This window comes from Parageobacillus sp. VR-IP, assembly GCF_013357975.1.
GTDB classification, from domain to species: domain Bacteria; phylum Bacillota; class Bacilli; order Bacillales; family Anoxybacillaceae; genus Saccharococcus; species Saccharococcus caldoxylosilyticus.
In genome coordinates, this window is sequence record NZ_JABVYQ010000001.1 from 308,700 (window position 1) to 323,140 (window position 14,441).

Below are 14,441 nucleotides of genomic sequence, written 5' to 3' on the forward strand. Positions count from 1 at the left end.
CTATTTTTTTGTAATATCTCAAAGTAAAGTATAGATGGAGAGGTGAAACATGTCAGCTTATTCAGACCGGACGAATGAGATTGTCGAAGTTTGTCTGCTCGCGGGAAAAGTTATGCTCGAAAGCGGCGGGGAAACGTATCGCGTGGAAGATACGATGATGCGCATCGCCGCTTCTTTTGGTATTCCCCGTTCGCATAGCTATGTGACGCCGACCGGGATTATTTTTTCGATTGATAAGAAGAATTCGACGCAGTTTATCCGCATTTCGGAGCGCTCGACCGATTTGCAGAAAGTAGCTCTAGTGAACAGCATTTCTCGCCGAATTAGCAACGGAGAGCTGACGCTTGAGGAAGCGTATGAACAGTTAAAAGAAGTGGAAGCGCAAAAGTTTGCCTATCCTCTTTGGCTGCAAGTGATTGCGGCAGCGATAGCGAGCGGCTGTTTTGCCGTAATGCTTGGTGGTGGGTGGAGCAATTTTCTTCCTTCACTTCTTTCCGGAGGAACAGGATTTTACTGTTTTGAGATGATTCATCGCCTGATAAAAATCCGCTTTTTCGCCGAGTTTTTCGCTTCGTTTGTCGCCGGTGGGATGGCGTTGTTAATGATGATGGCTGGATTGGGAGAGGATTTAGGGAAAATGATGATCGGGTCGGTGATGCCGTTAGTACCAGGATTAGCGATTACCAACGCGGTGCGGGATTTAATGGCAGGGCATCTTATTGCCGGGTTGTCCCGAGGGGCGGAGGCGTTTTTAACGGCATTTGCGATCGGCTCGGGGATTGCTCTTATTTTATCGATTCGTTAACAAAGTAAGGGGAAACATCGATGATTGTTCAGCAACTATTGCTCAGTTTTATTGCTTCGGCTTTGTTTGGGATGATTTTTAACATTCCAAAAAAATTATTAATCAATAGCGGGTTTGTCGGGATGGTCGGCTGGATGGTCTATTTTGTCTTTGCCGAACACCATTTAAACAACGTGCTGGCGACGTTTATTGCCGCTTTTTTCGTGGCGCTGCTCAGCAATTTGTTTGCGCGCCTTTATAAGACGCCAGCTACCATTTTCAGCGTTTCTGGGATCATTCCGCTCGTGCCGGGGGGAACGGCGTTTGAGGCGATGCGCCACGTCGTTCTCAATGACTACAATGCGGCGATATCGCTTGCGGCCAAAGCGTTTATGATTTCCGGAGCGATTGCGATGGGGTTGATTTTTTCCGAAGTCGTCAATCAGCTGATCAAACGTCGGCGGTCATGATGCGTCCTAAACTTCGAATCGCGAAGTTTAGGATTTTTTTATCGTAATTGTCAGTAGTTTTCTCCTAGGTTAATCAATATGCCTAAGGTTGCAACATTTTTTTTGAATATTATAATAATGTGTAATAACTTTTTTCGAAGCGCCCAATGTTTCGAAAAGTTGACTATGATATCAGCGGGGGAGAAGAACATAATGAGGAATATTATCAACGAGATGGCAGCAGAGATATTAGAGATTTTTGACTATCTTCATTGTCATCCGGAAATTAGCTGGGAAGAGTGGAAGACAACACAATTTATGAAGCAACAGTTGCAGCAGGAAGGATATCGCGTTCACACGTTTTCCGATTGCCCTGGTGTGGTTGGCGAAATCGGAAATGGACCGTTGACGGTTGGACTTCGCAGCGATATGGATGCACTTTGGCAGGAAGTAAACGGCGTCTGGCAGGCGAATCATGCGTGCGGACATGATGCCCATATGACAATGGTGTTAGGGGTCGCAAAACTGTTTAATCGCATTGGCTATAAGCCGCCAGGGAAGCTGAAACTTCTTTTTCAACCGGCCGAGGAAAAAGGGACAGGAGCATTAAAATTTGTAGAAAAAGGCGTTGTCGATGACATTGACTTTCTGTACGGTGTTCATTTGCGGCCGATTCAAGAAGTGAAAAGCGGTTATGCAGCTCCAGCTATTTTGCACGGGGCAGCGCAATGCATTGAGGGACGGATTAGAGGAGTGGCAGCGCATGCGGCAAGACCGCATCTTGGCGTCAACGTCATTGAAGTGGGCAGCGCGATCGTACAAGAGCTAAGCAAAGTTCATATCGATCCGCAAGTTCCGGCGTCGATTAAAATGACGAGGTTTCATGCCGGAGAAAAGAATGCGAATATCATACCGGATTACGCCGAGTTTACCCTTGATTTACGCTCGCAAACCAATGAAGCGATGGACCAGTTAGTGGAAGGATTGAATCACGTGGTGAAAGGGATTGAAGCTATTTATGACGCCGAGATTGAGCTGCGTGCCAATGCGCGCATTGTCGCCGCCAATCCGCATCCACAGGCGCAGCAATTCATGGAACGGGCGATTATCGCCACGCTTGGGAAAGAAAGATGCCTGCCGCCGGTTGTAACATCGGGCGGAGAAGATTTTCATTTTTATTCCTTTAAAAAACCAACGCTAAAAACGACGATGTTAGGGCTTGGCTGCGATTTAAAACCAGGATTGCATCATCCGCAAATGACATTCCGACGCGAAGATTTATTAGTAGGCATTGAAATATTGGCAAGAACCATTATGGAAACATTTGACTATTTTGCGTTGCAAGGAGAGACAGAAAGTGAGTATTTCGCTGCAAAAAATTGAAACGATGGAGCAACTGGAGGAGATGGCGCGGTTAGAAGCGGAAATATGGGGAACGTCTCCGATTCCAACCCATCAGACGGTGACGGTGGCGAAAAACGGCGGCATTATTATCGGAGCGTTTGTTGGGGGGAAAATGGTTGGATTTGTCTATAGTTTTCCCGGATACGAAAATGGAGAAGTGTATCTTTGTTCCCATATGATGGGGATTGCCAAACCATTTCGCGACCGCGGAATCGGATACATGCTAAAAATGAAACAGGCACAGGAAGCAATCCAACGAGGATATCGCAAAATCCGCTGGACCTATGATCCGCTCGAAAGCAGAAATGGTTACGTGAATATTGCAAAACTGGGGGCGATTTGTTCGCAGTATATTGAAAATTGCTATGGCGAAATGGATGATGCGTTCAATAAACATTTGCCGTCCGACCGTTTTGTAGTTGAGTGGCTGCTTGAAAGCCGATATTTACAGGAAAGAGGCCGCGTTTTCTCTGAGCTGCGGTGGACGCCAGAAAACGTCGTGCTTGGCTGGCGGCAACATCACAATGATGATCTAGAGCCAGTGTGGCAGAAGCAAGATGCAGATCATTCCTCTTTTTTGTTTGTAGCGATTCCGCTTCAGTTTCAGGCGCTGAAAGAAAGAAATCCTTCATTGGCGCTTGATTGGCGCTACAAAACCCGTGCTGTTTTCACCCGCCTCTTTCGCCATGGATGGGCGGTGGCGCATGTCCTTCGCCGCGAACATGAACCTGTTTTATATTATGTGTGTGTAAGGCGTGACCAACTGCCGTTATAAGAGTAGGGGGAGTTTTTTATGGAAATAAAAATAAAACAAGTAATACTGCGCCATTTGCAAATGGAACTGAAATCACCGTTTGCTACAAGTTTTGGCACGTTTCGGAACAAAGAGTTTATTTTAGTGGAAGCAATCGATGAAGATGGTGTGTCTGGATGGGGCGAATCGGTTGCCTTTTCGTTCCCTTGGTATAATGAGGAAACGGTAAAAACAAATTGGCATATGTTAGAGGACTTTTTGTTACCGCTTTTGTTCCAGGCGCCCGTTGCCTATCCGCAAGAACTGCAGCAACGCTTTTCCGCCATTCGGAAAAATCAAATGGCGAAAGCGGCGATTGAAGGAGCGATATGGGATTTATTTGCGAAAAAACAGCAGCTGCCATTACATAAAGTCCTCGGTGGAATGAAGAGCAGCATTGAAGTAGGAGTGAGCATCGGCATTCAAAAAAATGTGGATGAGTTGTTACGGGTTATCGACCGGTACGTACAGGAGGGATATCGCCGCATTAAAATAAAAATTAAACCCGGATGGGATGTTGAAGTCGTCCGCGAAGTCCGACGCCGTTTTCCAGACATCCCGTTGATGGCGGATGCGAATTCTGCCTACTCCTTGCAAGACATTGACCGTTTAAAAGCGCTCGACGAGTTTCAGCTGATGATGATCGAACAGCCGCTGGCAGCGGATGATCTCGTTGACCATGCGACACTTCAACGGCAGATTTGCACGCCGATTTGTTTAGATGAAAGCATTCACTCCGCGGAAGACGCAAGAAAAGCGATTCAGCTGGGCAGCTGCCAAATTGTGAACATAAAAATTGGACGGGTCGGGGGCTTGACGGAGGCGAAGCGAATTCACGACCTTTGTCAAGCAAACGGCATTCCTGTCTGGTGCGGCGGAATGCTTGAAGCGGGGGTTGGCCGGGCGCATAATATTGCAATGACGACGTTGGAAAACTTTACGATGCCAGGAGATACAGCCGCTTCTTCCCACTACTGGGAAAAAGACATTATTATTCCGGAAGTGGTTGTGCATGATGGAACGATTGCGGTACCAGAGGCGCCTGGGATCGGCTATGAGGTCGATCGCCGGCAAGTGGACAGTTATATGGTATTTGCGAAAACGTATCGTGCCCAATAAAGAAGAGGGCTGATCGGAACATTACCGTTCAGCCCTTTTATGCATTTCGGTGCCGCCACAAGGAGAAGTCTTCATTCTTCTAAAGGAAGCGCTTCTAATGATGAATTTCATTTTTCCATTTAGTTTGTCATTGGCTGATTCCTGTATTTGCTTTCACAAGAATCTCATCAAATTTTTTATTGTCCTCTTTTTGCGAAGAAAGAAGTGTACCGATAATCGCGGCGATGAACCCTAGCGGAATCGAAACGATGCCAGGATTGGCAAGCTTAAAGAACGGTTCGCCGATCAAAATAGCAGCACCAGGTTGCGGTGACCAGACGTTCGGGCTGAAGAATACGAGCAACAATGCACTGAATAGACCAACGATCATTCCTGTAATGGCACCGGTTGTATTAAAACGCCGCCAGAAAATAGTAAAGACGATAATCGGTAAGTTGGCGCTTGCTGCGACGGCAAATGCCAGCGAAACAAGGAAGGCAACGTTCATTTTTTGCGCGAATAATGCCAGAAGAATGGATAATACTGCTACACCAATCGATGCCCAACGGGCGGCAACCATCTGTTCTTTTTCTGTCGCTTGACCGCGGCGAACGATATGGCTATAGAAATCATGGGCAAATGCGGATGCCGCTGATAAGACCAGACCGGCAACCACCGCCAAAATCGTAGCAAATGCAACGGCGGATATAAAGGCAAATAGGACATCCCCGCCGAGCGCTTCGGCTAGTAATGGAGCAGCCATGTTTCCAGCAGGATTGGCGGCGACAATTTTGTCGTAACCAACAAATGCGGCGGCGCCAAATCCTAAAAAGATTGTTAAAATGTAGAAAATGCCGATAATCCATGTGGCATAGACGACCGATTTACGCGCCGTTGGTGCGTCTTTTACTGTAAAGAAACGGATTAAAATATGCGGAAGCCCTGCTGTTCCTAAAACGAGTGCTAAATTTAGCGAGATGGTATCAAGCGGGTCTTTAAATTTGTTGCCTGGATTCAGAAACGCTTCGCCGAGCGGCGTAGCCGTTTTTACTTCGTTAAACATTTTGATGACGCTGAAGTCAAACTTTACTAAGACCATGACCGAAATAATAAACGTGCCCACCATTAATAGAACTGCTTTTACGATTTGTACCCAGCTTGTTGCCATCATGCCGCCGAAAACGACGTAAATCGTCATTAGCACACCAACAATGAGGACGGAGTATACATAATCGATTCCTAATAATAGCTTAATGAGGCCTCCGGCGCCGACAAGCTGAGCAATCATGTAAAACGTGGAGATAGCAATCGTATTCAAGGCAGCAATACCGCGTACTTTTTTATCATCGAACCTTGCGGCAATCATATCAGCCATTGTGTATTTTCCAAGGTTGCGCAACGGTTCTGCAACAATATAAAGGACGACTAAATAGGCAACAAGAAATCCTATACTATAAAAGAAACCATCAAAACCAGCGAGTGCAATCATCCCCGCAATGCCTAAAAACGAAGCGGCAGACATGTAATCTCCTGCGATCGCCAGGCCGTTTTGCCAGCCGGTCAAGCTGCTGTCGGCTGTGTAAAATTCGCTCGTTGTCCTGGTTCGTTTGGAAGCGAAGTAGGTGATGATCAGCGTCAACGCTACAATAATTAAGAATAAAAAAAAGGCTAAGCCGTGCATTATACGCTTCCCCCTTCCTTCACTTCTTGTTTAATTTGCTCAACCATTTCGTCAAAGTTGGCTGCCCGTTTAGAGTAAAGCGTACATAATGCCCACGTCATAATAAACTGAGCAAATGCAAACAACCAAGCCCAACTGATCGGACCGATCGCAGGCGAATTTAACACGTTAGAATAAGACGTCAAAATCGGGAGAGCAAAATAAAAAATGAGGAAGAATAGTGTTAACGGCAAAATGAACTTTTTCTTTGCGCGCATCAGTTGCTGGAAAGAAGAAGATTGCGTAATTTTCGTATAATCGATTGATGTGTGCTCCATGAGAGAATGTTCCCGTATTGCCATAGAAAAATAGTCCCTCCTTATTATTTAGTTGGAATGATCAAAGAAAACAAAACCTTCCCCCTTTCGCTGTTCAAAAAATTGACACAAATTTATTATATATTTATCTGAAAAATTTGTAAATTATAAATATTTATGATTAAAGAAAATAATTCCGTGGTTTTAACATTTTTCCGGATAAGTCTCCCTCCGTGAAATGAACAGAAGGAGAAAAGATATCTGGCGAATTGAACGTGGGGAAGTGTATACGATCGGAGCATTTTGCGAAAACAGCCAAGCCCTTCTCATTACAGGGAAAAAATACGCTTCCTGCACCGATTGCAGAATAAAAAGCCGGCGAAGATCCAGCGGAGTCTATCCCAATGTAAAAAGATCTTGCCAATGGAAAGAGTATGATCCCGCTTTTTTTATACAGAAGCTTCTTCAATGAAGGCGGCAAGAAATTCCCGCCACTTCATAGAATAAAGGTGGGAGAGATTCATCGTACAAAATGGCAAAAATTTTTTGTCGTTTTTATTATTTTCTAACTTTACAAAAATTAATGAATCATGTAAAATCCTAATTGTATTCTTCGACAATTTTCCGCAAAAAACGACAAGGAGAGACATTATATGAATTTATTTAGAAAAAAGACGATACAAATGCTTTTAAGTGGGGCTGATCAAAAAGGCGCTTCCTTAAAAAAGGATTTGGGTGCGTTTGATTTAACAATGCTCGGTATTGGGGCGATTATTGGTACGGGAATTTTTGTATTAACTGGAGTTGCAGCGGCAGAGCATGCCGGTCCGGCATTGGTTCTTTCTTTCGTTCTTTCTGGTCTTGCTTGTGTGTTTGCGGCGCTTTGTTATGCGGAGTTTGCTTCAACGGTTCCGGTATCTGGAAGCGCTTACACATATAGTTACGCGACATTTGGAGAATTAATCGCCTGGATTTTAGGCTGGGATTTAATTTTAGAATATGGTATAGCCTCTTCAGCCGTTGCGGTCGGCTGGTCCGGCTACTTCCAAGGACTGCTTTCGGGATTTGGCATTGAGCTTCCAAAGGTGTTGACGAATGCCTATGATCCGGTGAAGGGAACGTTTATTGATCTACCGGCAATTTTGATTGTTCTTTTTATTGCCTTTTTGTTAAACCTTGGTGTAAAAAAATCAGCTCGTTTTAATGCCATTATTGTTGTGATTAAAATCGCTGTCGTATTACTGTTTCTGGCTGTTGGTATATGGTACGTGAAGCCGGAAAACTGGTCGCCATTTATGCCGTTTGGGTTTTCCGGGGTAGCAACCGGTGCGGCGACTGTCTTCTTTGCATACATCGGTTTTGACGCGGTGTCGACTGCGGCGGAAGAAGTGCGTAACCCGCAGCGGCATATGCCGATCGGAATCATTGTTTCACTGCTTGTTTGTACGTTATTATATATCGCGGTTTCATTAGTGTTGACTGGAATTGTTCCATATGAACAATTGGATGTGAAAAACCCTGTTGCGTTTGCGTTAAACTATATTCACCAAGATTGGGTTGCGGGTTTTATTTCATTAGGAGCGATTGCTGGGATCACAACGGTATTGCTTGTAATGATGTATGGGCAAACCCGTCTGTTTTACGCAATCAGCCGCGATGGCTTGTTGCCGAAGGTGTTCTCGAAAGTGAATCAGACTCGTCAAGTGCCGTTTGTAAATACTTGGATTACAGGCGCTATTGTTGCGGTATTTGCAGGAGTAATTCCTTTGAATAAACTTGCAGAACTTACTAATATCGGCACATTATTTGCTTTCATCACTGTTTCTATCGGTATTCTTGTTTTACGAAAAACACAGCCTCATTTAAAACGTGCGTTCCGCGTACCGTTCGTTCCGGTTGTTCCATTATTGGCTGTTGCCTTTTGCGGGTATTTAATTCTTCAGCTTCCGCGATTGACATGGATTGGCTTCGTATCATGGCTTGCAATCGGTCTTGTCATTTACTTTGTATACGGTCGCAAACACAGCACGCTCAACTATATAGAGAAATCGTCGGAGGAAAAAGCGGGATAATCGATCGGGCGACAAAGACCTTTGTCCTACAGCAAAGGTCTTTTTTCTTATACGCGGGGCTAAAAATGTAACAAATTTCCGATTGAATAACCATCAGATTTTCGTTAACATTTACGAATGATATTCTAGGGAGCGTTAGTTCGTCTCTTGGATAAATGGGGTGAAATCCATGTTTAGCATATTATTTTCGTTAAAAAAGGAGAGAACGATCGAACAGCAGGTATGTGAAATTCAAAAAGGTAATCAAACGCTGCATAATCAGCTTATTCAGCAATATAAACCATTTATTATAAAAACCGTTTCCAGCGTGTGCAAGCGGTTTATTCGTGAGGAAGATGATGAGCTGAGTATCGGATTGATTGCGTTTAATGAAGCGATTGAAAAATATTCGCCGCATAAAGGCGGCTCTTTCATTTCTTTCGCCGAGCTGCTTATTAAAAGACGTTTAATTGATTACATCCGCAAAGAAGCCAAGGTTAGGGAGGTTGTATTACATACGGATGAGGAAGATGAAAATGCTGTGCAAACATATTTAGATACAAAATTGTCGATAGACGAATTTTACAAACAAATCGAGCAGGAGCAACGCCGCGAGGAAATTATCCATTACCAGCAAGTGCTCAAGGAATTTGGCATTCATTTTCACGACCTTGTTGAGCAATCGCCGAAGCATAAAGATGCCCGCATTAACGCGATCAACGTCGCGAAGTTGTTGGTTGATAATGAGGAGCTGTTAAAGCAGCTTTTTCAAAAAAAGCAATTGCCCATTAAGCAATTGGAAAATATGGCCGAAGTGAGCCGCAAGACAATAGAGAGAAACAGAAAATACATTATTGCGGTGGCCATTATTTTAGCGGGAGATTACGTTTATTTAAAGGATTATATAAAAGGGGTGCTTCCATCGTGAAAAAAGGGATTGTATTAGAACTAGACGAAGAATTTGTAACATTATTGACGCCAGAGGGGGAATTTATTCAAGTAAAGAAAGAGGATGAGTATGAAATAGGAGAAGAAATCGAAGCGAAGATGGTGAAAAAACCCTATGTTCGTCACCGTTCATTTCGATATGCTGCGGTGAGTCTCATTGCGGCAGCGGTACTTTTAATTGCCACATTGTTTCGTTTTCCTTCCAATGAAGTATACGCTTATATGTCCATTGACATTAATCCAAGCATTGAGGTTGGAGTGGATGAACAGCTAAAGGTGCTAAAATTAAAGGCATATAACGAGGAAGGAGAGAAGATTGCTTCACAGCTTTCTCGTTGGAAGAATGAAGCGTTTGTTGTCATTACCAAGGAAATTATCGAATTAAGTATGAAAAAAGGATATTTGCAAAAAGGTGGACAAGTATTGATTACAACGGTGGAGAGAAAACACCGTGCTGCATCTTCACGGAAACTTTCTACAGAGTTAATGAAAATTCAACATTCGTATCAGCAGAAAAACATTATCGTAAAGACAGAAGAAAGCACGATGGAAGTACGAAATAAAGCGGTAGAAAAGGGAATGACAACGGGAAAACTGTTGCAAATGGAACAAAAAATGAAAGCAGTTTCACCAAAGCCGCCAAAAGCGAAAAAATTAGAAAAACCGCTGAAACAAAAAGATGGGAATAAAAAAAATGAACAGCAGACGAACCATTCTTCAAACAAAAAAGATGTGCAGGATCACAAAAATATTGGCCGTGAAAAGAATGAACAGCAGGCGAACGATCACTCATTAGATGAACAGAATGACAAAAAAAATAAAGATAGTGGCCATGAAAAAAATGAACAACAGGCGATCAACCATTCATTACAAAAGAAAGATAAAGATGAACAGAAATGGGAAGAAAATAATAGTAATGAAAAAAAAGTAACACGAAACCATCATTATCCATTTGAAGAAAAAGATGAACAAAAAAAAAGTAACGATGAGGAATTTGAAAAAAATAGCAAATTACCCACAAAAAACAGTCAATATCATCACTTTCATCGATCCTATGATGATCACTTGAAACATTATCAAAAAAAGAACAATAGCCGGAACGAACATTATGGAAAACGAAAGGATGATAAGAACTTCCAAAAATCATCCGAACGTGATCACTACGAAAAGAGAAATAACAAATCCATGTAATAAAGCCGAGTGAATCCACTCGGCTTTGAGTGCCACGTTATTCTGTTTTTTGGAAGCCAGATCCAGAAAGTTGGCTTTGTGCTTGAGCAACCAAGCGTTTTGTAATTTCGCCGCCAACAGATCCGTTTGCACGAGAAACTGTATTTGCTCCTAATTGCACACCAAATTCCTGAGCAATTTCATATTTGATTTGTTCTAATGCCTGTTCAATTCCTGGAACAAGAAGTTTATTGCTCGATCTTGCCATTGTTTTTAGCCTCCTAACATAATGTAATTTGTTTGGCAAGTTTAGTATATGTAGATTGCAAATCCTATATAGATGGGAATTGAAGTGGTTGCTGTGAGTTTTTGACATGAGTCGGCAAAAAAATATATTGCAAGCGCTTTCTGATGTGGGTTATAATTTAATCAGCAAAACAATCCAAAACGTTTTGGAGGAAGAGTTGTGACAACGATTAAAGATATTGCTAAAGTTGCCGGAGTTTCCATTACGACAGTTTCGCGTGCACTAAATGGATATTCGGACGTTAATGAAAAAACAAGACAAAAAATCATTGAAATTGCTAAACAGTTAAACTATAGTCCAAATACGCTTGCCCGCGGTCTTGTCATGAACAAGTCCAAAACGATTGGCTTGCTTGTTTCAGGATTAACAAGGGAAAGCGCGAAGGATAATTTCACATTTGAAGTGCTGGCTGGAGTTAACCAATATGTCAGCGAAGTTGATTATGATATGGTACTATTCAGTACCACTTCAACGAAACAGAGGGAAAAAACATACACACAGCTATGCCGGGAAAGGCGAGTAGATGGGGCGATTTTGCAAGGAATTCGCAGCGACGATCCATATTTGCAAGAAGTAGTAGAAAGTGATATTCCGTGTGTTTTAATTGATATTCCAATTGAGTCCGAAACAGTTGGATACGTGACAACTGACAACGTGCTTGGTGCAAAAAAGGCGGTAGAGCATTTAATATCATTGGGACATAAGAACATTGCAATGATCAATGGATACAGTTATGCATTTGTTAGCGAACAGCGGCTAAAAGGATTTAAAGAGGCATTGTTGGAAGCAGGATTGCCAATTCATGAAGAATGGATTGCAGATGGGGAATTTCGCGAGGATAATGCAGAACGGGAAGCGTTGCGTTTGTTAACAAACTATCCGCATATTACCGCGTTTTTTTGCGCCAGTGACTTAATGGCTCTGGGCGTGATAAAAGCGGCAAAACGGCTTGGAAAGCGGATTCCGAATGATGTTGCAATCATCGGATATGATGATATTATTCTTGCTTCGTATGCTACCCCGCCATTGTCAACGATTGCCCAAAATAAATTTGCCATGGGATATGAAGCGGCGAAGCTGCTTATTCATATGCTTGAGGGGAAAGCGACATCCCATGTGAAGATTTTAGAAACAGAATTAAAAATACGTGAGTCGACGGTGAAAAACTACGATTAATTTCATTGTGGTTTTTCACCGCGCATAATCGGAAACGTTTTGGATTCAGAATATATCCACTTTGTTTCGTTTCGCAGAGGAGTGCCAAAAATGAAAACGTTTTGGATTTACCTAAAATCCAAAACGTTTCGGATCAAATGGGGGATTGCTATGGACTATCGAGTGATTAAAGAAAACGACGTATTTTTTTTGACAGACGAAAAAGGGAATATTCCTAAATCCCATCCTTATGGGTTAGGTCTATATACAAAAGACACAAGATTTTTAAGTGAATTTTCGCTGTGTATCAATGGAGAAGAGCCAGTATTACTTTCCTCGGACGCTGCTGAAAATTATATGGCAACCATTTTGCTAACCAACCCGCCTATCGAAAAAGAAGGACAAACAGTTTTATGGCGGGAATCCGTACAGATTGAACGAAAACGCTTTATTTATAACGGTGTGTTATATGAAACGATCAAATTGAATAATTATTTTCCGAAACCAATTGCATTTGAAATGAGTGTTTCATTCGATGTCGACTTCGCGGATATGTTTATTGTCCGCGGCTTCCAAACGGGAAAAGTCGGCAATCGTACAGGCCAAACCATTGATGGAAATAAATTGACGTTTCATTACATAGGGGCGGATAACATTCATCGGGCAACGGTTATTACATGGGATCGTCCCGCCGTATCCGTTGATGATAGAGGAGAAGTAGTCTTTTCTTTTTCACTTCGCCATGGCGAAGAACAGGCGGTTACTTTCATGATTCAACCGCAAATCGGTGGGCAAACTGCACAAAAAATCATGATAGATAAAGACGATGCGCTGCGCCGGCTTAAGGCTTCCTACCATGAATGGCACCAAAAAATTACGAAAGTAACAACGGATTATAAACCGCTTCAACGCTTGATAGACCGTGGTATTGCTGATTTGCGGGTATTATTAACCGATTTGGGATATGGACCGTTTCCTGTCGCCGGACTCCCATGGTTTGGCGTTCCGTTTGGTCGTGATAGTCTCATCGCCGCGTTGCAAATGCTGCCATTTTATCCGCAAGTGGCAAAAGGAACTTTAATAACGATGGCACAGTATCAAGGAAAAAAATTGGATCCTTGGCGCGATGAACAGCCGGGAAAAATTATGCATGAGCTTCGTTTCGGTGAATTGGCAAACACCAATCAAATTCCGTTCACGCCGTATTATGGCACGATTGATGCGACTCCGTTATTTTTAGTTCTACTTACGGAATATGTCAAATGGACGGGAGATTATCATATGGTTCGCCAGTTGAAATCCCATATTGAGGCGGCACTTCAATGGATTGATAAATACGGAGACCGCGACGGAGACGGATTTGTCGAGTATCATCAAGAGTCAAGCAAAGGAATTGCCAACCAAGGATGGAAGGATTCCAGGGATTCGATTGTGCATCGAAATGGGGAGTATGCAAAACCTCCGATTGCGCTTGTAGAAGTCCAAGGATACGTGTATCAGGCAAAAATAGGATTAGCTGATATTTTTGAGAAGCTTGGTGAGCCGGATCGCGCGTCTCTGCTTCGCCGACAGGCAGCGGAATTAAAAGAAAAGTTTGATGAGGCATTTTGGATGGAAGAGGTGCAATTTTACGCAATTGCATTAGACGGAAAAAAACAACAAGTTGGCACGATCACTTCGAACCCAGGTCATGTATTGTTTGCTGGTATGTTAGATACGCAGCGACAAAATGCTGTTATTCAAATGCTTCTCTCACCGAACATGTTTTCCGGATATGGGATTCGGACGATGGCGGAAGGAGAAGCAGGATACAATCCGATGAGTTATCACAACGGCAGCGTCTGGCCACATGACAACAGCATTATTTTATTAGGACTAAGCAAACTGGGAAAATCAAAGGAAGCGCTGACGATAATGGAAGGGCTAATCGAAGCGGCGTCCCATTTCGAATATGATCGCCTTCCTGAATTATTTTGTGGATATAGTCGTTCGTTTGGAAAACCGATCCCGTATCCAGTTGCTTGTTCACCGCAAGCATGGGCGGCAGGAACGCCACTTGTTTTTATTCAGGCGATGCTAGGTCTGTTTCCAAATGGTCTGCGCAAGGAGATTCATCTTTCTCCAACCTTGCTTGACTCTATGAATGTTCTCAAAGTAGAAAATATGGCGATTGGAAATGGACGGCTGTCATTAACCGTTTTCCGTGAAGGAAAAGAGATAAAGGTAGACATTCATGAAAACACAACAGGATACGATGTGATTGTTTGATAGCAGGGGTGGGATTGCCGTCCCTGTCTATATAGAA

At 43.1% G+C, this 14,441-nt stretch carries 13 protein-coding genes; 10 read left to right on the forward strand and 3 right to left on the reverse strand.

Going from position 1 to position 14,441, the window contains the following annotated elements:
• Positions 1 to 49: 49 nt before the first annotated feature.
• From HT574_RS01695 to menC, 5 genes are all read left to right on the forward strand, one after another.
• Positions 50 to 805, forward strand: a complete 756-nt coding sequence (locus tag HT574_RS01695) for a threonine/serine exporter family protein (protein ID WP_175243244.1) — start codon at positions 50 to 52, stop codon at positions 803 to 805.
• A gap of 20 nt (positions 806 to 825) precedes the next feature.
• Positions 826 to 1,254 (forward strand): threonine/serine exporter family protein, encoded by a 429-nt coding sequence (locus HT574_RS01700; RefSeq protein ID WP_175243245.1) that lies wholly within the window; start codon positions 826 to 828, stop codon positions 1,252 to 1,254.
• A 192-nt stretch (positions 1,255 to 1,446) separates the two neighbouring features.
• Positions 1,447 to 2,616: a M20 peptidase aminoacylase family protein gene (locus HT574_RS01705; RefSeq protein ID WP_175243246.1), complete on the forward strand. Its 1,170-nt coding sequence runs from the start codon at positions 1,447 to 1,449 to the stop codon at positions 2,614 to 2,616.
• Positions 2,591 to 3,412 carry a GNAT family N-acetyltransferase gene (locus tag HT574_RS01710; RefSeq protein WP_175243247.1) on the forward strand — a complete coding sequence of 274 codons (822 nt, stop codon included), beginning with the start codon at positions 2,591 to 2,593 and terminating at the stop codon, positions 3,410 to 3,412. Before HT574_RS01705 ends, HT574_RS01710 begins: the two co-directional genes overlap by 26 nt.
• Positions 3,413 to 3,430: 18 nt before the next feature.
• The gene (gene menC, locus HT574_RS01715) at positions 3,431 to 4,549 is read left to right on the forward strand and encodes an o-succinylbenzoate synthase (protein ID WP_175243248.1); all 1,119 of its coding nucleotides are present in this window, start codon (positions 3,431 to 3,433) and stop codon (positions 4,547 to 4,549) included.
• Positions 4,550 to 4,676: 127 nt separating this feature from the next.
• Here menC and HT574_RS01720 read toward each other — a convergent pair whose 3' ends face one another.
• Together HT574_RS01720 and HT574_RS01725 are read right to left on the reverse strand one after the other, a co-directional pair.
• Positions 4,677 to 6,209: a solute symporter family protein gene (locus tag HT574_RS01720; protein ID WP_175243249.1), complete on the reverse strand. Its 1,533-nt coding sequence runs from the start codon at positions 6,207 to 6,209 to the stop codon at positions 4,677 to 4,679.
• Positions 6,209 to 6,550, reverse strand: a complete 342-nt coding sequence (locus HT574_RS01725) for a DUF485 domain-containing protein (protein WP_175243250.1) — start codon at positions 6,548 to 6,550, stop codon at positions 6,209 to 6,211. Before HT574_RS01725 ends, HT574_RS01720 begins: the two co-directional genes overlap by 1 nt.
• Before the next feature lie 608 nt (positions 6,551 to 7,158).
• Here HT574_RS01725 and bcaP point away from each other — a divergent pair.
• The 3 genes from bcaP to HT574_RS01740 all read left to right on the forward strand — a co-directional run bounded on the left by bcaP (position 7,159) and on the right by HT574_RS01740 (position 10,695).
• Positions 7,159 to 8,577, forward strand: a complete 1,419-nt coding sequence (bcaP, locus tag HT574_RS01730) for a branched-chain amino acid transporter BcaP (protein WP_175243251.1) — start codon at positions 7,159 to 7,161, stop codon at positions 8,575 to 8,577.
• Positions 8,578 to 8,737: 160 nt separating this feature from the next.
• Positions 8,738 to 9,484 (forward strand): RNA polymerase sigma factor SigI, encoded by a 747-nt coding sequence (gene sigI, locus HT574_RS01735; RefSeq protein WP_026078553.1) that lies wholly within the window; start codon positions 8,738 to 8,740, stop codon positions 9,482 to 9,484.
• Positions 9,481 to 10,695: an anti-sigma factor domain-containing protein gene (locus tag HT574_RS01740; protein WP_175243252.1), complete on the forward strand. Its 1,215-nt coding sequence runs from the start codon at positions 9,481 to 9,483 to the stop codon at positions 10,693 to 10,695. The genes sigI and HT574_RS01740 overlap by 4 nt, the downstream gene beginning before the upstream one ends.
• A 37-nt stretch (positions 10,696 to 10,732) precedes the next feature.
• Here HT574_RS01740 and HT574_RS01745 read toward each other — a convergent pair whose 3' ends face one another.
• The gene (locus HT574_RS01745) at positions 10,733 to 10,942 is read right to left on the reverse strand and encodes an alpha/beta-type small acid-soluble spore protein (protein WP_017436240.1); all 210 of its coding nucleotides are present in this window, start codon (positions 10,940 to 10,942) and stop codon (positions 10,733 to 10,735) included.
• Positions 10,943 to 11,140: 198 nt separating this feature from the next.
• Between HT574_RS01745 and HT574_RS01750 the strand changes: the two genes are divergently transcribed.
• Positions 11,141 to 12,157 (forward strand): LacI family DNA-binding transcriptional regulator, encoded by a 1,017-nt coding sequence (locus HT574_RS01750; RefSeq protein WP_175243253.1) that lies wholly within the window; start codon positions 11,141 to 11,143, stop codon positions 12,155 to 12,157.
• A gap of 150 nt (positions 12,158 to 12,307) precedes the next feature.
• The gene (locus HT574_RS01755) at positions 12,308 to 14,404 is read left to right on the forward strand and encodes an amylo-alpha-1,6-glucosidase (RefSeq protein WP_175243760.1); all 2,097 of its coding nucleotides are present in this window, start codon (positions 12,308 to 12,310) and stop codon (positions 14,402 to 14,404) included.
• The last annotated feature ends 37 nt before the right edge of the window (positions 14,405 to 14,441 follow it).

Excerpts from the sequence above, each read along its gene's own strand:
- HT574_RS01695 (WP_175243244.1), top strand. The coding sequence starts at position 50 with ATGTCAGCTTATTCAGACCGGACGAATGAGATTGTCGAAGTTTGTCTG.
- HT574_RS01700 (WP_175243245.1), top strand. The coding sequence starts at position 826 with ATGATTGTTCAGCAACTATTGCTCAGTTTTATTGCTTCGGCTTTGTTT.
- HT574_RS01705 (WP_175243246.1), top strand. The coding sequence starts at position 1,447 with ATGAGGAATATTATCAACGAGATGGCAGCAGAGATATTAGAGATTTTT.
- menC (WP_175243248.1), top strand. The coding sequence starts at position 3,431 with ATGGAAATAAAAATAAAACAAGTAATACTGCGCCATTTGCAAATGGAA.
- HT574_RS01720 (WP_175243249.1), bottom strand. The coding sequence starts at position 6,209 with ATGCACGGCTTAGCCTTTTTTTTATTCTTAATTATTGTAGCGTTGACG.
- HT574_RS01725 (WP_175243250.1), bottom strand. The coding sequence starts at position 6,550 with ATGGCAATACGGGAACATTCTCTCATGGAGCACACATCAATCGATTAT.
- bcaP (WP_175243251.1), top strand. The coding sequence starts at position 7,159 with ATGAATTTATTTAGAAAAAAGACGATACAAATGCTTTTAAGTGGGGCT.
- HT574_RS01745 (WP_017436240.1), bottom strand. The coding sequence starts at position 10,942 with ATGGCAAGATCGAGCAATAAACTTCTTGTTCCAGGAATTGAACAGGCA.
- HT574_RS01755 (WP_175243760.1), top strand. The coding sequence starts at position 12,308 with ATGGACTATCGAGTGATTAAAGAAAACGACGTATTTTTTTTGACAGAC.